14 protein-coding genes, 1 pseudogene and 1 riboswitch are annotated in these 19618 nt (G+C 40.2%); of the genes and pseudogenes, 5 read left to right on the forward strand and 10 right to left on the reverse strand.

The annotated features are described in order from the left end of the window. Positions 1-24 precede the first annotated feature (24 nt). Both B879_RS04505 and B879_RS04510 read right to left on the reverse strand, forming a co-directional pair. The gene (locus B879_RS04505; RefSeq protein WP_040400265.1) at positions 25-1362 is read right to left on the reverse strand and encodes a S41 family peptidase; all 1338 of its coding nucleotides are present in this window, start codon (positions 1360-1362) and stop codon (positions 25-27) included. Between the two features lie 50 nt (positions 1363-1412). Next, positions 1413-1802, reverse strand: coding sequence for a Dabb family protein (locus B879_RS04510; RefSeq protein ID WP_009183961.1), 390 nt, complete (start codon positions 1800-1802; stop codon positions 1413-1415). 75 nt (positions 1803-1877) lie between these two features. Between B879_RS04510 and B879_RS04515 the strand changes: the two genes are divergently transcribed. From B879_RS04515 to B879_RS04520, 3 genes are all read left to right on the forward strand, one after another. Beyond that, complete coding sequence (locus B879_RS04515; protein ID WP_009183962.1) at positions 1878-2864, forward strand: aldo/keto reductase; 987 nt, start codon at positions 1878-1880, stop codon at positions 2862-2864. 66 nt (positions 2865-2930) lie between these two features. After that, positions 2931-3251, forward strand: coding sequence for a hypothetical protein (locus tag B879_RS23495; RefSeq protein WP_009183963.1), 321 nt, complete (start codon positions 2931-2933; stop codon positions 3249-3251). Further along, positions 3227-4216: a glycosyltransferase gene (locus tag B879_RS04520; RefSeq protein WP_009183964.1), complete on the forward strand. Its 990-nt coding sequence runs from the start codon at positions 3227-3229 to the stop codon at positions 4214-4216. Before B879_RS23495 ends, B879_RS04520 begins: the two co-directional genes overlap by 25 nt. 14 nt (positions 4217-4230) lie before the next feature. On the opposite strand, the gene B879_RS04525 is transcribed toward B879_RS04520, so the two are convergent. The 6 genes and pseudogenes from B879_RS04525 to B879_RS04545 form a co-directional block, all read right to left on the reverse strand. Beyond that, positions 4231-4704: a hypothetical protein gene (locus B879_RS04525; protein ID WP_202949585.1), complete on the reverse strand. Its 474-nt coding sequence runs from the start codon at positions 4702-4704 to the stop codon at positions 4231-4233. A gap of 419 nt (positions 4705-5123) precedes the next feature. Then, a complete protein-coding gene (locus B879_RS04530) occupies positions 5124-5444 on the reverse strand; it encodes a hypothetical protein (protein ID WP_238542081.1) in 321 nt (106 codons plus the stop codon). A 6-nt stretch (positions 5445-5450) separates the two neighbouring features. Continuing rightward, a pseudogene (locus tag B879_RS23560) lies at positions 5451-5540 on the reverse strand (REP-associated tyrosine transposase); the annotation flags it as partial. Positions 5541-5990: 450 nt separating this feature from the next. Beyond that, the gene (metF, locus tag B879_RS04535) at positions 5991-6944 is read right to left on the reverse strand and encodes a methylenetetrahydrofolate reductase [NAD(P)H] (protein ID WP_009183968.1); all 954 of its coding nucleotides are present in this window, start codon (positions 6942-6944) and stop codon (positions 5991-5993) included. Between the two features lie 9 nt (positions 6945-6953). Continuing rightward, positions 6954-9656, reverse strand: a complete 2703-nt coding sequence (metH, locus tag B879_RS04540; protein ID WP_009183969.1) for a methionine synthase — start codon at positions 9654-9656, stop codon at positions 6954-6956. After that, complete coding sequence (locus B879_RS04545; RefSeq protein ID WP_040400266.1) at positions 9649-10695, reverse strand: homocysteine S-methyltransferase family protein; 1047 nt, start codon at positions 10693-10695, stop codon at positions 9649-9651. Before B879_RS04545 ends, metH begins: the two co-directional genes overlap by 8 nt. A 55-nt stretch (positions 10696-10750) precedes the next feature. After that, a riboswitch (SAM riboswitch) is annotated at positions 10751-10850 on the reverse strand. Between the two features lie 169 nt (positions 10851-11019). Here B879_RS04545 and B879_RS04550 point away from each other — a divergent pair. Further along, complete coding sequence (locus B879_RS04550; RefSeq protein ID WP_009183971.1) at positions 11020-11574, forward strand: RidA family protein; 555 nt, start codon at positions 11020-11022, stop codon at positions 11572-11574. An 8-nt stretch (positions 11575-11582) separates the two neighbouring features. Here B879_RS04550 and B879_RS04555 read toward each other — a convergent pair whose 3' ends face one another. After that, on the reverse strand, positions 11583-12890 hold the full coding sequence (locus B879_RS04555; RefSeq protein WP_040400267.1) for a hypothetical protein: 1308 nt from the start codon (positions 12888-12890) through the stop codon (positions 11583-11585). A 61-nt stretch (positions 12891-12951) separates the two neighbouring features. After that, positions 12952-17277 carry a PAS domain S-box protein gene (locus tag B879_RS04560; RefSeq protein ID WP_009183973.1) on the reverse strand — a complete coding sequence of 1442 codons (4326 nt, stop codon included), beginning with the start codon at positions 17275-17277 and terminating at the stop codon, positions 12952-12954. A 112-nt stretch (positions 17278-17389) separates the two neighbouring features. On the opposite strand from B879_RS04560, the gene B879_RS04565 reads away from it, so the two are divergent. Further along, entirely contained in the window at positions 17390-19555 is a 2166-nt protein-coding gene (locus B879_RS04565) for a S9 family peptidase (RefSeq protein ID WP_009183974.1), read from the forward strand. The last annotated feature ends 63 nt before the right edge of the window (positions 19556-19618 follow it).

Raw genomic sequence — 19618 nt, forward strand, 5'->3', positions numbered from 1 at the left:
CCCCCATTTTTTTACTATCAATAATCAATACATAGGAAATTCTTTTTGCAAGCCTTCGAAAGCATCGATCATTTCCCAAACCGGCTTATAATAGCTGTCAGTCATTCTCGCTGAAAGTGAACCTCCAGTAAGGTAATTCAGCGCTGCGGCCAATCTCCTTTCATTGAAATCAGGCCAATTTCTAGCTGGATCATCTCCAACTCTAACGTCAGCTGGAAATCCATCAAAATAATCTGCCCTTCCCTCAGCATTGGCAATGGCAAAAGTGATTGGCACTAATTCTACATTATTATCTGCCAACACCCTGTTAAAACTGGAAAGCGGAAACGAGCCCACTGGCTTTCCAAAGGTATCATCCCCAATCAAAACAAGGTCCATATAAGGCTCAAGGCAGTTAATCAAAAGCTCTGAAGCGGAAGCGGAACTCCTAGAAGTAATAAAAACAAGTTCATTTAATTCTAATGTCCCTCTTTTATTGAAATTGACCGTCCTGTTATTGGAGAATTTATTTGGATTATGTCGATTCGTATACATTGGTCTGCCAGAAGCCGCGGAAGGTGCCAAGTAATTTAATATTTGCTCTGTTACGGCAACCGAACCTCCGCCGTTATACCTTAAATCGATGATCAGGTCATCAATACCCTCGGATTCAAAAAAGGCAAAAGCATCTTCTACTTCTTGACTCCTTGTTGGTGTCAATCCGTCAGTAGCCCTGAAACTTTGATAAACAAGGTGTCCTATACGCTTCCCTTCCATTTCATAAACATCTTTATGCAAAACAGAATTGGTTTGAAAAGCAGCTTTTCCAATGGTGCTTGTCTTCTCTGAGCCATCCGGCAGCCTAAACTTAAACGTATTTTGAACCCCTATGGTATTAGGCCCTAAATCAAAGGAATAACTTCCATTTGAATTTTTATATGATGATATCGAACGACCGTTAATTTCTAAAAACTCCCAACCTCTTTGCCATCCATCTTGCCCTGCAGGGCCAGCATCAAAAACGAAGGCTACAAAAAGCCGCTCATTTTCATCAAATGCAAAACTAAACCCATGCACACCGCTCGCCTGACCTGTAAAAGCGGCATTAAATTGGGCTCTTGTGGTCAGGTAAGACCACCTATCTAAAGGCCTGAACCTGAGATTATCCAACAAATCCTCATTACTGGAAAATTGGGAAACGTTCAGTGTTGCCGGCAACTCATTGGTCCAATAATACCACTCCCGCATGCTCTGGAAAATGGCTCTTTTTACCACTTCCTCTACCTGCATTGGTTCCACATCATCCGTTTCCGGATTACAGGATGGGAAGAAGATGACCAAGACCAATAATACTCCCAAGAGGTTTAATCTTAATTTCTGCATATACTGTACGCTAACTTTAACCTTATAAACAAGGTCATTACTTAAAAGATTCATACTACAAAATCATATACTTTCACAGCAGACCATTTGTTTGAATTTCTTTCTATAAATTTCAAATGCAGTGGATCTACCTGATAGGCATTTTGATCTTCAATACTTTTAAAGAACAAAGTACATGCCACTTGATAACTGTGATCCACTACATCTCTAGCCTCTGTAGGAGCTGGAGTTCCTATATAAAATTTGTCCACGGATTTACATTTGCCCAAGGTCGAAGCCTCCTTGATGAAATCTTGAACATCCACGCCGTCATTTAACCAGAAAAACACCTGGTGAATCATTTTTTGGTTCTTCGCTTGCTCTGCCATAAGTTGAATTGGTAAAGTAGCCGCAGCTCCCGCTACGGTTAAGGTTTGTAGAAATTTTCTTCGGGATTTCATGTAAGTTTTGTTAAAGGCATTAAATATAAACATTTAAATTGCCTCTTGAAATAGCACAATCATAAAAGCATAGGTATGAAATTTAGAAAATTCGGTAAAACAGGCTGGAATATTTCGGAAGTTGCTTTAGGAACTTGGCAGGTAGGCGGTGGATGGGGAGGATCTTTCGATGAAAATACGGCTCACAAAATCATACATTCCGCCATAGACAATGGAATCAACTTCATAGATACGGCCGATGTCTATGATGGTGGCTTAAGTGAAAAAGCTGTGGGAAAAGTTGTCCGGGAAAGAAAGGAAAAAATCTATGTAGCTACCAAATGCGGTAGACAAATACAGCCTCACATCAATGAAGGATACAGCCCGGAGGTTTTAAGGAGATATGTAGAAAGTTCCTTGAAAAATATGGGCCTGGAAACCATCGATCTGATACAACTTCACTGTCCCCCAACCCCAGTTTACCAAAGAAATGAAATATTTGAGGAGTTTGAGAAATTGAAAGCAGAAGGCAAAATTCAAGCCATGGGGGTAAGCGTGGAATTGGTGGATGAAGCCATTGCTGCCATGAAATATGACATTGTTTCCAGCATTCAGATCATTTTCAACATGTTTCGACATAAACCGGCCGAGCAACTCTTCACGCATCCCAACATAGAAAATTATGGCATCATTGCAAGAGTGCCATTGGCAAGTGGTTTGCTGACAGGGAAACTCTCTACTTCTTCTGTTTTTGACCCTCAAGACCATAGAACTTTCAACAGAAACGGAGAAGCATTTGATAAAGGAGAAACCTTTTCCGGCATTGATTACCAAAAAGGTTTGCAAGCAGTAGAAGAACTCAAGGAAATCTTCAAAGGCAATGAACCCTTGTCTGCTTGGGCCATTCGATGGATATTGATGTTTCCTCAGGTCAGTACGGTAATCCCAGGTGCTTCGAAAGTTGAACAGGTGAGTGCGAACCTACATGCCATGGAGTTACCAACCATAGGTGCTGAACAAATGGAAGCCGTCCGGACAGTCTATGAAAAATACTTCAAAGCTGACATCCACCACCTTTGGTAAGTCTACTTTAGAAATTTGCCTGTTTCCATATCTTAATCCTGAAGCATTTACAAAAAAGATAAAAGTTTGAGCCTTCGACCTGTTCTAATCATCACCTATTATTGGCCTCCTTCCGCAGGGTCTGGGGTTCAACGATGGCTCAAGTTTGCCAAGTATCTGCCCGATTTTGGCTGGGAACCAGTGATTTTTACTCCTGAAAATCCCGATTTTGAGTTGCAAGATCTCTCCTTGGAAAAAGATATTTCTCCTCAATTGGAGGTGATCAAATTCCCTATCTGGGAACCTTATGGGGTTTTCCGTAAACTCAAAGGAGCCCCTTCAGGAGATCCAGCCAAGATTTTAGAAAAAAAGAAAAATCATTTTTGGACCGGCTTAGCATTTGGTTAAGGGCCAATCTACTTATCCCTGATCCCAGGGTGTTTTGGGTCAAACCTTCGGTTGCCTTTTTGGAAGAAGCCATTGGAAAAGGAAACTATCAAGCCGTTATCACTACAGGTCCTCCCCATAGCATGCACCTGATCGGACTACAATTACATGAAAAAACCGGCATACCTTGGCTGGCTGATTTCAGAGATCCTTGGTCTACTTGGGAATTTTTGGATACCCTTCCTATGCTTTCCTGGGTTCGCAAGCGCCATCAGACTTTGGAAAAAAGAGTTTTAAAACAAGCCAATGCCATCACTACGATCAGTCCAACATTTCAGCTGGAATTGCAGACTTTGGCCAAGCGAGAAATCAACTTATTGACCAATGGTTTTGATGCAGATGATTTCCCTAAAGAGTTATCGGATAGAGGATTAAAGGAAAAGGATATTGAAATTGTGTATTCTGGAGTAATTGATGCAATTCGTAATCCTCTCCCCTTTTTGGAGGCTTTCAAAAAAGCCTTCGAAAATTCTTCGAAAACAGTTCGCCTAAGGTTTGTTGGCAAAGTCTCTATCAATGTTGAAGAATACGTAAAAGAGGATGCTTGGCTTGTAGACCATGTGGAGTTTGTTGGCTATGTCTCCCATAAGGAGGTATTTGAGTATTACCAAGCTGCTGACATCCTATTGTTGATATTGACTACTACCAAAAATGCTCAAGGAAATATACCTGGGAAATTGTTTGAATATATGGCTAGTGGGAAAATGATCCTTGGATTGGGAGATCCTGAGGGAGATGCGGCCACCATTATCAATCAAATACAGGCAGGGAAAGTCTTCTCCCAAGACCAACAGGATAAAATCATTACATTTTTACATAATTTTAAACCCGCTGAAAAACCGAGAAACCAAAACTTAATCGAGAATTATTCCAGAAAAAACCTTTCCAAACAACTTGCTGAAATACTTGATAAGCTGGAACCTTAGCGAATGCTTAATGACTATCGAACCTTAAATTTCAACCCTTCAAATAAAAACGCCCGATCGTCGCTTAAAGTAAGTTCCAAATTGATATCCATGGCAGTTGCTATGTCAGGTTGATCTATTAATCGAATCTGCAAGGGTTCCTGACCTAAAAAATTAAACCGGTATTGGAGTAAATAGTCTAAAGATGGATCCGAAGCAAAACCGGCAACCCGGAAAAGGTCAGTAATTTCTTCTGCGGGTTCAATCGTTCGTCCTTTCCATTCGAAACCTTGATTGGTGGAGATTTTAATAGCTTTTAACGGATGTGCTGAGCCTGGAGGAATCGGATCACAGGCAAATCCGGAAGAAATGAAGGAAAAAGTCTTCGTATGGGTGTTGACACTGGCATAGGTCACCTCATCAGGCCAAACCCTAAGGAACAATTCTTCCACCAAATATTCCTGGGCAGGATCGGCAAGTTGATTATTGGCAACTATATCAACCCTCATCGCATCGATCACAAAATTCTTTGTAGGAGGAAGCTTTCCACATCCACATGAATCATAACAAAACAGATCGCAAGACAAGGGAATAAGCCCCATCAAAATCACCAAAAATAAAAAAAGAGCTTTGAAGGCTTCATAACTACTTTACTTTGATTCCAATATAACACAAAACAAACATTACTGCAATTATCGTTGTCACGCGTTTCCGAACGCGGCACCGCTAAACAGTGAGTTTTCAAGCTCAAACACTCCCATCTCCTCAAAAAAAGAGCTGAAAGCTCAATACCCAAAGTCCAGAGTTGAAAAACTCCAGACAACGGAGACGCCCATTCCAATAATTCCGAAAATTGAATAATAAACGTATACGTTGTCCCGCATTTCCGAATGCGGGACGCCTGAGCAGTGAGTTTTCAACTCAACAATCAATATACAGACACCTCTACCAAACCCTTGATCCCGCAATAATCCCTTGCAGAACTGTGTAGATAATGCCAGTCTTCTTCTACAATTTGTGCTCTTACAGGATTTTGATGGATATAATAAAGTTTTTGCTCAAAAAAATAACCGCTTACTATATTAATCGCATGGACACCATCTTCCCAAAATTTATACTTTTCATTCCTTTTCAACAAGTTGCCGCGAAAGCGAAAACGATTCAACATCCATTTGCTTCTGGATTCTCCTGACTCTTTTTCAATAGCCTTTAAAATCAGTTGAGCATTATATCTTTTAAAATCCCTCATGATATCACTCAGCTTGAACGGCTCTTTGGCCCTACATAATATGTGCAAATGATTTGACATTAAACACCAAGCAAAAATTTCAAGTCCTTTGTTCATTATACAAAAATTAAGGCTGCTTACTATTATTTCCTTAAATTCCTTTCTTGAAAAGCATCTAACCAATCAACCACTGTAATGGTCAGAAACTGTACACCATTTTGATCACTTATTTGATAGGGTTTCGTCATAAAAATCAAGTTTAAAAATACTCCCGAATTTAAAAACTAAACTTTAAAAACTCAAGCTAGTATTTAAAAAGTTGAGCTGAAAGCTCAAAATTCAGCAGTCCAGAGTTAAAAACTCTGGACAACGGAGACGCCCATTCCAATTATTCCGAAAATTCAAGAAGAAACGTAAACGTTGTCCCGCGTTTCCGAACGCGGGACCGCTAAACAGTGAGTTTTCAAACTCAAATACTCCCATCTCCTCAAAAAAAGATGAGCTATAAGCACAAAATTCAGCAGTCCGGAGTTAAAAACTCCGGACGACGGGGACGTCAATTCCAAATCAAAACACCTCTTTTGCAATCCTATAGGTGGCCTCCGCCTTACTCATGGTATAGTAATGCAAAACTTGAATCCCATTATTGATCAGATCTTTACTTTGATGGATAGCCCATTCAATTCCCACTTGCTTCACATCCGCATTGGTTTTACATTTTTCCAATTCATCCATCAATGCATCTGGCATGTCAATAAAGAAGGTACGCGGCAACATACTGATTTGTCCCAAAGTTGTTATGGGTTTCAATCCTGGAATGATTGGTACATCGATCCCCATCTCACGCACTTTTCTGACAAACTCATAAAACTTTTCATTATCGAAAAACATTTGCGTGACGATATATTCTGCTCCAGCATCGATTTTTTCTTTTAGGTATTTAAGATCAGTACGCAAACTTGGCGCTTCAAAGTGTTTTTCTGGATACCCTCCTACACCCACACAAAAATCAGTATGGAAACTAGTTTCCGTCTCTTCATGAAGGTACTTTCCATGATTCATACCTACAATTTGCTTCACCAAATCCTTGGTATATGTATGTCCTCCTGGCTCAGGAATAAACTTGTTTTCACTTTTAGGGGCATCTCCACGTAAGGCCAATATATTTTGAACGCCAATAAAATTCAGATCAATCAAGGCATTCTCCGTTTCCTCTTTGGTAAAACCTCCACATAGCAAATGAGGCACCGCATCTACATGAAAGCGGTTCATAATCGCCGCACAAATTCCAACAGTACCCGGTCTTTTTTTGGTGGCCACACGCTCTAGCAACCCATTAGGATGCTTTTTATAGATAAATTCCTCTCTATGATAGGTTACATCCACAAAAGGTGGCTTAAATTCCATTAATGGTGCAATACCATCACACAAATCTTGCATACTCTGCCCTTTCAGTGGAGGCAAAATTTCAAATGAAAAAAGGGTCTTTTCAGCCTGAGCAATATATTCAGTAATTTTCATAGGTCTTGATTAACTTTCAATAGGTTGTTGAGATGGATTATAAGCCAGATTTGGGGATAACCATTTTTCTGCTTGAGCGAGAGATACACCCTTTCTTTTGGCATAGTCTGCTACTTGATCTTCTCCGATTTTTCCTAACCCAAAGTACTTACTCTCCGGATGTCCAAAATAAAATCCAGAAACGGAAGAGGTTGGATACATGGCAAAGGAATCCGTCAAGGTGATTCCCGTGTGTTTTTCTACATCCAAGAGTTCAAATAAGGTACGCTTTTCAGAATGCTCCGGACAGGCAGGATAACCAGGTGCAGGTCTTATACCTGTATAAGCCTCTTTGATAAGCGATTCATTGTCCAAGTTTTCTGTCTGCGCATATCCCCACAGCTCTTTTCGGACCAACTCATGCAAATATTCCGCACCAGCCTCTGCTAATCTATCTGCCAAGGCCTTGAGCATGATATCGTGATAATCATCATGTGCAGCTTGAAACTCTTCCAGTTTTTGTTCGATTCCCCAGCCAGCAGTAACCGCAAAACCTCCCATGAAATCTTCTTTTTCCGGATGCAAGTAGTCCGCCAAAGATCGATTGGGCACTCCTTTTCCTTTTTTGCCTTGCTGTCGCAGGAAATGAAAGCTAAGCTCTTTTTCAGGGGAAATAATCGTTACATCATCACCTGCCCGCTTTACTGGAAATAATCCAACTACTGCTTTAGCACTTAGCCAATTTTCAGCAATAATCTGTTCCAACATGCTATTAGCTTCCTGATATAATCGTGTCGCTTCTGCCCCCACTACGGGATCTTCCAAAATTTTCGGATACTTACCAGACAACATCCAAGTACTGAAAAACGGCGTCCAATCAATGTAATTTCTCAAAATGTTCAAATCCAAATCTTCCAATACCGTAACTCCAGTTTGGATAGGTTTGACAGGTACATAATGATCCCAATCAATAAACACAGGGTTGGCTTTAGCTTCCTCATAACTTACCAACTGCTTGACCTGCTGCTTGGCTTCGTGTTCTATCCGTAATTGCCTATAGGTTTCTTTTATTTGCAAATGATATGCTTCTCGAGTTTCTTCAGCAATAGATTCCCCCGCAATTGGTACGGACTTGGATGCATCTGTCACATGGATTACTGTTCCTGAGTAAACTGGATCTATTTTAACCGCAGTATGAATTCTGGATGTCGTCGCCCCACCGATCAACAAAGGGATTTTCAACCCTTGCCGTTCCATTTCAGAAGCCACATTGACCATTTCATCTAGTGAAGGTGTAATCAAACCGGAAAGCCCAATGATATCTACCTTATTTTTGATGGCTTCATCAATGATTTTTTGGGCCTCGACCATGACTCCTAAATCAATGATATGATAGCTATTACATGCCAAAACCACCCCTACAATATTTTTACCGATATCATGCACATCCCCTTTAACCGTGGCTAGCAAAATTTTCTTGACACTACTCTGTTCAGCATTGAAATCGGCATCACCCACTTGTGGCATAAAGGGTTCCAAGTAAGCCACCGCTTTTTTCATAACCCGGGCAGATTTCACCACTTGTGGCAAAAACATTTTTCCTTCCCCAAACAAGTCTCCTACCACGTTCATGCCATCCATCAAAGGACCTTCAATGACTTTCAATGGATTTTGGTATTTCAATCGGGCTTCTTCCGTATCCTCTATCACAAAGTCAATGATGCCTTTTACTAAAGCATGCTCAATCCGTTTTTCAACCGCATCCGAACGCCAGGCTTCATTGACCACCTCTTTTTTGCCCGCAGATTTCACGGTCTCAGCAAATTCCAATAAGGCCTCTGTTGCCCCCTCGTGCCTGTCGAACAATACATCCTCTACTTTTTCCAAGAGATCTTTGGGAATATCATCGTAGACTTCCAACATGGTAGGGTTGACGATACCCATATCCATTCCATGCTTGATCGCATGATATAAGAATGCCGCATGCATGGCTTCCCTAACGCGGTCATTGCCACGGAAAGAGAAACTTACATTACTCACACCCCCACTCACTTTTGCTCCGGGAAGGTTTTGTTTAATCCATTGCGTAGCCAAGAAAAAATCCAAAGCATTTCTTCTATGCTCTTCCATCCCTGTAGCTACCGGGAAAATATTTGGATCAAAAATGATGTCGTGAGGATTGAATTTCACCACATCCACCAAGATATCATAACTGCGCTTGCAAATCTCTATTCTTCGCTCATAAGTATCTGCTTGTCCATGTTCATCAAAAGCCATCACCACTACAGCGGCGCCAAACTTTTTGATGGTTTTAGCCTGATGAATAAACTCTTCCTCTCCATTCTTCAAACTGATGGAGTTGACAATGCTTTTACCTTGGACACATTTCAAGCCTGCGACAATAATTTCCCATCGGGAAGAGTCTATCATGATTGGAGTACGGCTGATTTCCGGTTCAGACGCTATCAAGTTCAAAAATCGGGTCATGGCTGCCACTCCATCCAACATCCCCTCATCCATACACACATCCAATACTTGCGCTCCTCCCCTTACCTGATCCAAAGCTACATCCAATGCTTCATCAAATTGACCATTCAAGATCAATCGGGCAAACTTCTTGGAACCTGTCACATTGGTCCGCTCCCCCACGTTGACAAAATTGATCTCAGGTGTGAAGACCAAGGGCTCTAAACCCGATAATTTTAACACTTCACTATGACGTATCTTACTCATCGCTACTTACTTCAAATTCTCTAACTCTTGGAGTGTATCTTCCTGCAATTTCTGCTATTGCACGGATATGGTCAGGCGTAGTCCCACAGCAACCACCTAGGATATTTACATAACCCTCTTTCAAAAACACTTCAATTTGATCTGCCATTTCTGAAGCTCCCTGATCGTATTGACCAAATTCATTGGGCAAACCTGCATTTGGATAGGCTGATACCAAAAAAGGTGCATTTTCAGCTAACACTTTCAAATATGGCCTCAACTCTTTGGCTCCCAAGGCACAATTTAAACCAACTGAGAACAAAGGAACATGAGAGACTGAAATCAAAAATGCTTCTGTAGTCTGACCTGAAAGAGTCCTACCGGAAGCATCTGTGATTGTACCTGAAATCATTACAGGCACTCCTCCTTCTTCTGGATTCAAAGGAATATTCCTTTCTTCAAAAACCTCTTGGATAGCAAAAAGAGCAGCTTTTGCATTCAAGGTATCAAAGATCGTTTCTACCAATAAGATATCAGCTCCCCCATCCAATAAGCCTCTTACTTGCTCCTCATAAGCGGCCACCAATTGATCAAAGGTAATCGCTCTGTATCCGGGGTCATTGACATCTGGTGAAATGGACGCTGTACGATTGGTCGGACCCAAAGCACCTGCTACAAATCGAGGTCTTGCCGGATTCTTTGTCGTAAACTCATCTGCAACTTCTCTCGCAATTTTAGCCGAGTAAAAGTTGATATCATAAGCCAAATGCTGCAAGCCATAATCTTCCTGAGCAATTGAGGTACCGGAGAATGTATTGGTTTCGATAATATCAGCTCCAGCTTCAAAATAGGCTGCATGGATTTCTTTAATAATTTCCGGTCTTGAAAGAGAAAGCAAGTCATTATTCCCTTTCAAAGGTTTGGGATGTGACGCCAAATCGGCTGTTCTAAAATCCTCTTCAGATAATTTATAGCGCTGAATCATGGTACCCATGGCACCATCTAAAATCAACACTTTTTGCTTAGCTAAGGCTAGTAATTGTTCTGTTCTTTTGTTCATATTTTCAATCAAAAAGCTTATACGAGCAGAACCGGAAGATAAAAGTTGAATCAACCGCTCATCTTTTTCCGGCATTTCCGGAAGGGGAATTAGCACCTTGTATTCAGGTTGCTAAGACGTCGTAGGGCCCATCCCTCGGTCTTTCTCGATAAGCAAGTTCAAAGGTAAGGCCTAATCTTGAATTTTATTGATTTTTTCTAAAATTATTCAGAATTTATTCCCAAAAATTCAACGCAGATCTTGTCTTTTTGCCTATTTTATGCGGTGAAGAAAAATTTGATTTACAGAATTCAAGGGTTAATTTGTGCATTAAAAACTTTCAACATGAGAATTATACTATCCACCATTATTTGCTTGCTTGTCATGGCCTGCAACTCTCCTGCATCCTCCGATGAAATCACTGAACAGAAAGACACCTGGGATCCAGAATTAAAACTCCAGGAAATGGGAATAATCATACCGGAGGCCAGTGAACCCGTTGCTAACTATGTCAATGTGGTTAGGACGGGAAATCTATTGTTCTTAGCTGGAAAGGGACCAAGTCTACCTGATGGAAGCTACATTACAGGAAAAGTAGGACAAGATCTTTCTATAGATCAGGGTAACGAGGCCGCCAGATTGGTCGGCATCGCCCAGTTGGCTGTGCTTAAAGCCGAATTGGGGGATCTGAATAAAGTAAAAAGAATAGTCAAAGTACTCGGTATGGTAAACTGTGGGCCTGAATTTACCCAACAACCTCAGGTAATCAATGGATTTTCAGACTTGATGGTAGAAGTTTTTGGGGAAAAAGGGAAACATGCCCGATCAGCCGTAGGGATGAATGCGCTCCCCATGGATATAGCCGTGGAAATTGAGCTAATTGTTGAAATAGAAGAGTAATTCGGCATTTAAGGTCTAATACCGACACTGAACTGTAGGTAAGGGTTTGCCATGTATTTAAACATGGGAAGCCCTAAAAAATTATAAGGGGTAAGCGGCAACTCATAGCCCGCATGCATTCCCAGAACCAGATCAAAAAATCTCCTTTTTGATAAAGGAAATCCATACGTTACAAAGAGTTCGGGTTTACCCATTGCGCCATAGCTTCTAAGCTGTCCATCAAAGTCGGGTTCCTCGAACAATCTTGGAAAATCAGGTTTAGCATTACTTGTCAGCGTATACCGAAGATTACCAAATCCCAAACCCGCCAAGGCACCTATTTCAATATTTCTTAGATCCAAAAACTTTAGCCCACCATTGGCATAGACCCTCACTGAATTAAGGGTATGGCTTTGTGTAGCTGAGGCTTGTCCCCCATAGCCTAAATTAAAAACATCCACCCCATAAAGTAGCTGTTTGCTGTATCCTAGTATTTTTAATCCCCAATTATTAGGCCTCCCAGAAAATGGCCTCAAGCCATTATCTTCCAAATGTCTGTTGAGTGCATCCGGACTCGTAAAGTGAAGACCGTACAATAAATGTGCGCCAATGGTCGCATCTTTATAAAAATAACTGTAATCAGGTAACGTTAAACCAACTCCTAATCTAAGAAATGCTCCTGACTGAATATTGCTGAAACTAATACCATTTTGGCTCCATGAATCTTCAAATGGGCTAAAGGAATATCCAAATTGCCCGATTAGTGCCATGGCTTCATCACGACCGGGAATCGGAACATCATAACTCATGTGGAATCCAAACTCTGTCAAAAAACCCCTGAAATTCAAAGAGCTTCTATGGATGTTTCCATCCCTTAGAATAAAACCATGTTCAGGGTTAGTAAGGAATCCATCGATATTTTGTGCATCCGATTCCCTTATCATCTGGAAATTGAGAAACCCTGAACCCACAGCCATGTAATGTATCAGCTGAAACCTGCCCTCTTCAGTAAAAGAAAACCCAAGGTTGACCATAAACCGAGTAGTTCTAAAATCAATATCATAACCGTTAAACCTTGATCCAAATCCAGGATTTTGGGAAAGTTCCATCCCGACAACAAAGTCATTTATTCTGGCCTGATAGCCAAAATTGAAATTATTGTACCCTTTCCTCATTGGAGTCAACCCTTTGTTATCCAGCATATTATTGAACTCCCGAAGATTAGAGCCTGTGTTTCCAAAGGTCATATACATGGTGGACCTGTTGGTATTGATCTCTTGTGCAAAGACCCCAAGCTGAAAAAAAACTAAAACTATACTGCAATAGACAAACTTCATACGCTGGTGTTTCCCCTCAAAAATAAAGCTTAATCGCATACGATACCCTCAAATGAGAAAATTATATATTCAAATATTTGATGATCTTGGCGTAAAGGTTATCCGGATTGAACGGTTTTGGAATAAAGTCATCCATCCCTACTTCATCTAATTGTTGCTTGACATCTATCAAGGAAGAAGCTGTCAGAGCAATGATGGGTGTTTTCTTTTTATGTGGATCCAAATGAGCCCTGATATATGAGGCTACTTCAAATCCATCCATTTCAGGCATTTGAAGATCCAATAAAACCAGATGAAAGTCACTATCATCAAATTCTTTAATGGCCTCTTTTCCATTTTCAGCAATAACAACTTCATTTACCCCCCATTTCATCAAAAATTTATTAATCATCACCTGATTGACCAAGTTGTCCTCAGCAACCAATATTTTGGCCTGATGGAGGTCTTTTTCTGTGGCCGCGATTTGCTTGAGGTGAACATCTGTAAACACCTTGACTTTCTGGAATCTTACCACAAAAGTAAAAAGGGTACCTCCACCTTCTCTCGGTATAACTTGTATATCCCCACCAAAAAGGGCTACCAGTTTTTTAACAATCGCTAAACCCAATCCGGTCCCGCCAAATTTCCTTGTCGTTTCAGCACTGGCCTGTGTGAAAGCCTCAAAAACAGAGTCTAATTTTTCCTCAGGAATACCAATACCTGTATCCTCAAAATCAAATTTTATGGCAATTTCTTCAGAGTTCTCATCAATTCTTGTCAGCGCTATCCGGATAAACCCTTGGGGTGTAAATTTGACTGCATTGGACACCAAGTTATTGACAATCTGCCCCAATCGGACTGGATCGCCCAATAATTTACTCGGAATTTCCTCATCATATTCGAAAAGAATGTCCAAAGCTTTCTCCCTTGCCTGGTAGGTGTAGGAATGTATGATTCTATTGATCACATTCTTCAGTTCGAAATCCACATGTTCCAATTCAACTTTCCCAGAATCAATTTTGGTGAAATCCAAAATATCATTGATCAGCCCCAATAAGTTCTCCGCAGAAAACTGTAAAGTTTTTAAATTTTCCAACTGATCTGGCCGTGGGTTATCCTCTATCAGTAAATGGGCCATCCCTATCACTGCATTCATAGGGGTTCTGATTTCATGACTCATAATAGATAAAAACTGAGATTTGACTTTAGAAGCCTGTTCAGCCTTTTCTTTTGCCAAATAAAGTTCTTTTTGGGCTTCTTTGAGGAGGGTTATATCCCTTGCGATGCCGTTATATGAAATTTGCCCATCTTCCCCATAAACTATTTTTCCGTTAGAACTGAAAATTCTATACTGTCCGTCTTTTCTACGCAACTTAAATTCCAAATACTGATTTTGCTCCAAAAACTGAAGTGGATTTCTGGCCATTTCTTCAAGTTCTGAATTGTCACTTTCGTGCAGAAAATCGGTCAATTTTCGGTCAAGTACCTCTGTAAGTTCATACCCAAGAAACTGTTTGACGTTAGGCGAAATATAAGTTATCGAAAAATCAGGATTCAATGAGAAAATGATTTCTGTGGATTCCTCTACAAGCCTACGGTACTTCTCTTCACTTTTTTGAAGGTTTTCTTTCGCCTTGTATTCTTCATTGATGTCTCTCAATATACCCAATGCATATTCTACTTCTTCCCCATGCATGATGGGCTTGATAGTCATCTCATAATACCTCCTCCTGAATACAAGTACTTTATTGACCCCTTTATTATCATGCAGTGCTTCAATGACAGCTGGCTCTATTTCACTTAAATTGCCCCTGTGAACTTCTGATAGAGTTTTACCTTCAAAATCTGAAGGCTTCATCCCCCAATCCTTTAATGTAGAACCTTGGGCAACGATGTATCGCAGGTCTTTATCGATCAGGAAAACACTTATAAAAGGAATATTGGCTGCTAAAACCCTGTATCTTTCCTGGCTTCTGATTATTTCTTCTCTGGTCTTTTTCCTATCGGTAATATCCTGAAGTATACCCTCATGCAAAACAACCCTGCCTTCTTGATCCAAAATTTCCCTGGATTTGTCTTCTACCCAACGGTACTCACCTGTAATTTTACGCAATCGATATTCACCAGAGTAGGCAGGAATACCTTTATCGTCCTGCTCCTTAAGGTGAAAATCCAGCAATTCTTCTACGTCATGAGGGTGGACAAATTCCAGTATGTTCTTTTTACCAATCAACTCTTGGGCCTGATATCCAAATTGCTTGATGTTTTCAGATATATAAAGTATTTTAAAATTGTCGTTTGGATCTACAGTAAATAATACGGCAGGACTGTTTTCTACCACCATTTTGGCCCTTTTTGCAAGTGCCTCTTGTTTTTGCAACACCGAAAGGTTCCTTATCAGGAAAGAGTAACCAAGCCTTTTCCCTTCGTCATTCAAGAATGCCTGTACGGTAATATCATAAGGTTGAACGATGCCATTCAAGGGCTTTAGGTTTAGCTCTCTTTTATAAACATCTGTGCCGTGCAGCCTCAAAATTTCAGATTGTATGACTTGAATATCCTCAGATAGAAAATCAAAAAGTGCAAAAAGCAAACCATGAAATTTATCTTTGTGTCCTAAATTACATTCCTGTTTCGCCGCTTTATTAAGGTATATGACATTCCAATTAATATCCGTAACAAAAATAGGATCATCAACCTGTGCCAGAATCTGTGATTGTAATTTCAAGTAATTTTCAGCATCCCGCTTATGGGTAATATCTGTACAATAACCGAAAATTTCAGATTTACTGCTTCCCGACAAGTCCCTGACTTCTATATTGTAGCTGATTATTTTTTCTCTTCCATCTGAAAATTTCAACAAAAACTCACCTTCAGAGCCCTGCTTTTCAAAAAATGCAAGCCTGAGTTTTTTTAGGAGTTCACGCCTACTTTGATCACCTATTATCTTCAATAAATCTGATATTTCAGCAGAATTTATATGATCGTCCAGTTCAAAAATACGATTTAGCCCTTTAGAAAACACCAATCTGTTTCTCGAATCACTATACCTCCAGGATCCAGATTTAGCCAAAATTTCAGTAGACGCCAAAAGCTTCTCGTTTCTATCTAAGCTTTTTCGGATGGCTCTATTGATAAAGCTTCCTGCATAGATATCGCCTAATTGCCGGAGCACATACTCGTCTTTCTCTACCCATTCCCTTTTTTCCTTTACTGCATCTAATCCAAAAAACCCAATCAGTCTGTTTTCAGAGAATATCGGAATTAAAATAACAGATTTAATTCCTTGCCTTCTGTAAACTTCCTGTTCCTTTGCCAAGCTCAAAGGCATGGTTTCTACATCGGGAATTACCATAATCTCCCCCCTCCGAAGTGTTTGCATGGTATAAGCAGATTCATCAATATCAATGAATTTCATTTGATGAATCTGAGGCTCAATGCCTTCATTAGACCACTCATATATATACTCCATCGCTTGGAGTTCGTTATGGATAAGAAATATATAGGCCCTATCTGCCTTTTCAAACACCCCAAGCATTTGCAAAGATTCCTTGAAGACCGAATCCAATTGCTGAAAATCAGCATTCACAAACTTTGTGGAAATTTTATTGATCAGAATTTGGAGTTCAAATCGCTTCTCCAAAGACTTTTTCGCTTCATAATAATCCGTAATGTCTCTTGCACTGAAAAGCACCCCTTCAATAGCTGGATCATCCATCAGGTTTTTGGCATAACTCTCTAAGAACACTTTCCTTCCATCAGGACGCTTAACCCAAAAATTAATTTTAACCTCTTCTTTCCCTGTCCAAAGCTTGCTGACATCCCCCTCTACCAATTCAATCAACCCCTTTTCAATAAAATAATCTACAGATCTACCGATAACTGCTTCAGGGTTTACGCCCAATTTATCGATAATAGAAGAACTTATAAATTTATAAACCTTATTGCCATCCATAATGGCTAACATGTCATGGCTGTTCCGAAGAATAGTTTCTAGGAAACTCAGGTCTTTATGGTTTTCGATTGACTGTTCGCCATATTTTTGAGAATACATAATTTCACCAAGAGAAAAGTGCCTCCTCCCTTTGGCAAGGCAATACCGTTTAGAAGTATTGGAAGATAGGTTCACAAAAGTCCAATGAAACCTGCTCAAATAACCATTTTTACCTCTTAATGCCCTCATAAAATCGGTTTTGGGGATTTCTCCACCCAAAAAAAACCGGTAAAGTTCATTCTGACTATGGCTGCTGTTCACAAACTCTTGCCACTTGTTAAAATCAAACTGGAAATTCTCTAACCAAAACTTATTGACAAAGACAATCTGGTCTTCACTGAATACAAGCATTGGATCGGTTGACTCATCAAAAAAACTAAAAACAGAAATATCCAATTTTTCAAAATATGCCATACGGTCATGTAAAATTAATGCCTTTACAATTTTAATCTTTTATTTTCACAGTCTGAACAAGTTTCCAATCTAAATATATAGAGTTTAAGTTCCATATAAAAAACCAATAGTAATGAAAATCAGAATCAGTTTAATACTTATCCTCAGCCTTTTCTGGAGCTTATATCCAGTCTTGGCTCAAAACTCAGAGCTTGTCAATATCGGGGATTTGACAAAAATCGTGAGCACGGACAATCATACGTTGACAAAAGACGGAAAAAGCGTCTTATATCTTAAACGGTTTATTGAGATGGCCTCAGATGACCAATATACCTATAAGTCCCAACTTTGGGTTTCTGACTTAAATGATAGCCAATCTGGGAAACCACTAACTTCTTCTGAATACAATATTTCATCTTTTGAATTATCCCCTGATGGAAAACATGTTGCTTTTATAAGGTCAAAAGATGGAAAAAACCAAGTCTGGATCTTGCCTTTGGAAGGTGGTGAAAGCCAGGTTTTAACTTCTGAAAAACTCAATGTTTCCAGCCCTATATGGTCCCCTGACGGTAAGAAAATCCTATACAATACTACCCATCCCATTTGGTCCATTGAGGGGAATCCTGAATGGGAAATCCAAAGACCTGGAAGGGCTTATGGAGATGAGCCAAACTATAAGGCCATCAAGGAAGGATTTGCAAAAGAAGAAATCAAACCAAACCCTGATGGAAACCTGGAGGAATTGAGGGCTTTTTTGGCAAAAAATGCTGGTAAAAACGATCCCAAAGTAATTGATAGATTGAATTTTTTAGGAGAAACAGACCTCAGTCCAGATTTGTATTTCTCTCACTTGAACATAATCGATTTAGATACAAGGGAAGCACAAAAAATCACCTCAGGTTTCCAAAGTTTTTTTGGTGCAAACTGGTCTCCCGATGGTACTTACATCTTGGCTTCATCACTGAAAAATACCGAACACCCTGATCTTACCAACCATACTGAAATTTGGAAAATCAATCTGAGCAACTTATCGGCTGAGATTTTCTTTTCGCTTGAAAATCATCGCGTTGGCAACCCTGCCTTTTCTCCAGATGGCAAATGGATTGCCATAGGTGGACAAAATATGGAAGAACCTTCTTACAACATGTCCATGATTGGAATAATCCGTCCTGATGGTTCTGGATTTAAATGGCTTACGGAAAGTTTGGACAGAAGTGTGGGAAATCCAAAATGGTCCCAAGATGGCCAAAGCATCTATTTTACTGGGGCTAACCAAGGCGGATTTACCTTATGGAGGGCTCAGATCAACAATTCAAAAATAGATCCTATCATCTCCGGCCCGGTGGGAGTGACCAGTTTTGACCTTGACCAAAAAAATCTGGTGTATGCACTGACTAAAATTGAAAACCCTTCTGAAATTTATGTAGGTGATATAAATAACAGAAATCCAAAACAAATATCAAGATTCAATGAGCCCTGGTTAAAAGATAAAATAATTTCCAAACCTACTGCCCATCAATTACTCACTGAAGATGGTCTTACGATAGATTATTGGGTGATGGAGCCTGTAAATAAAAAGCCAGGTGTGAAATATCCGACTATTTTGAATATGCACGGTGGACCATCTGCCATGTGGGGTCCAGGTGAGTTTTCCATGTGGCATGAGTTCCAAGCGATGGCAGCCAAAGGTTATGGCCTTGTCTATGCCAACCCTAGAGGCAGTGGGGGCTATGGAAAAGCTTTCCAGAAAGAGAATTTCCAAAACTGGGGAGATGGGCCTGCTGCAGATGTTTTGGGTGCTCTTGATGAAGCCCAAAATCAAGTTGATTGGATAGATAAAGAGCAACTGTTCCTCACAGGAGGTTCATATGCAGGTTACCTTACCGCTTGGATTGTTGGTCATGACCACCGATTTAAAGCTGCTTTTGCCCAAAGAGGGGTATATGAACTCACTTTTTTTATGGGTGAAGGTAATGCCTGGAGGTTGGTGCCTAACCATTTTGGGTACCCATGGGAAGAGGGTATCAAAGAAATACTGGATTATAATAGTCCTCAAACGTATGTGCAGAATATTCAGACCCCATTGTTGATAAAACATGGAGATCTGGATTTAAGAACCGGTGTAAGACAGTCTGAACTCCTTTATAAAAGTTTGAAAATTCTAGGCAAACCAGTGGAATATGTCCGTTATCCCGGAGAGGGGCACGAGCTTTCCAGGTCTGGGGCAGTACATAGGAGAATAGACCGGATCGCACGGATTATAGAATTCTTTGAAAGATATGCCGAACATAAAAAATAATAAGCTTATTGATGAAAAAGGAGTGGTTCATTCAAATCACCCCTTTTTTCTTTTAAGAGCTAA

The organism is Cecembia lonarensis LW9 (assembly GCF_000298295.1).
Lineage (GTDB): Bacteria > Bacteroidota > Bacteroidia > Cytophagales > Cyclobacteriaceae > Cecembia > Cecembia lonarensis.

Bases quoted from the DNA above. Each gene is read 5' to 3' on its own strand.
- B879_RS04515 (WP_009183962.1), top strand. From the start codon at position 1,878: ATGAAATTTAGAAAATTCGGTAAAACAGGCTGGAATATTTCGGAAGTT.
- B879_RS04525 (WP_202949585.1), bottom strand. From the start codon at position 4,704: ATGAGGGTTGATATAGTTGCCAATAATCAACTTGCCGATCCTGCCCAG.
- B879_RS04555 (WP_040400267.1), bottom strand. From the start codon at position 12,890: ATGAAGTTTGTCTATTGCAGTATAGTTTTAGTTTTTTTTCAGCTTGGG.
- B879_RS04510 (WP_009183961.1), bottom strand. From the start codon at position 1,802: ATGAAATCCCGAAGAAAATTTCTACAAACCTTAACCGTAGCGGGAGCT.
- B879_RS04505 (WP_040400265.1), bottom strand. From the start codon at position 1,362: ATGCAGAAATTAAGATTAAACCTCTTGGGAGTATTATTGGTCTTGGTC.
- B879_RS04560 (WP_009183973.1), bottom strand. From the start codon at position 17,277: ATGGCATATTTTGAAAAATTGGATATTTCTGTTTTTAGTTTTTTTGAT.
- B879_RS04565 (WP_009183974.1), top strand. From the start codon at position 17,390: ATGAAAATCAGAATCAGTTTAATACTTATCCTCAGCCTTTTCTGGAGC.
- B879_RS04545 (WP_040400266.1), bottom strand. From the start codon at position 10,695: ATGAACAAAAGAACAGAACAATTACTAGCCTTAGCTAAGCAAAAAGTG.
- metH (WP_009183969.1), bottom strand. From the start codon at position 9,656: ATGAGTAAGATACGTCATAGTGAAGTGTTAAAATTATCGGGTTTAGAG.
- B879_RS04530 (WP_238542081.1), bottom strand. From the start codon at position 5,444: ATGAGGGATTTTAAAAGATATAATGCTCAACTGATTTTAAAGGCTATT.
- metF (WP_009183968.1), bottom strand. From the start codon at position 6,944: ATGAAAATTACTGAATATATTGCTCAGGCTGAAAAGACCCTTTTTTCA.
- B879_RS04550 (WP_009183971.1), top strand. From the start codon at position 11,020: ATGAGAATTATACTATCCACCATTATTTGCTTGCTTGTCATGGCCTGC.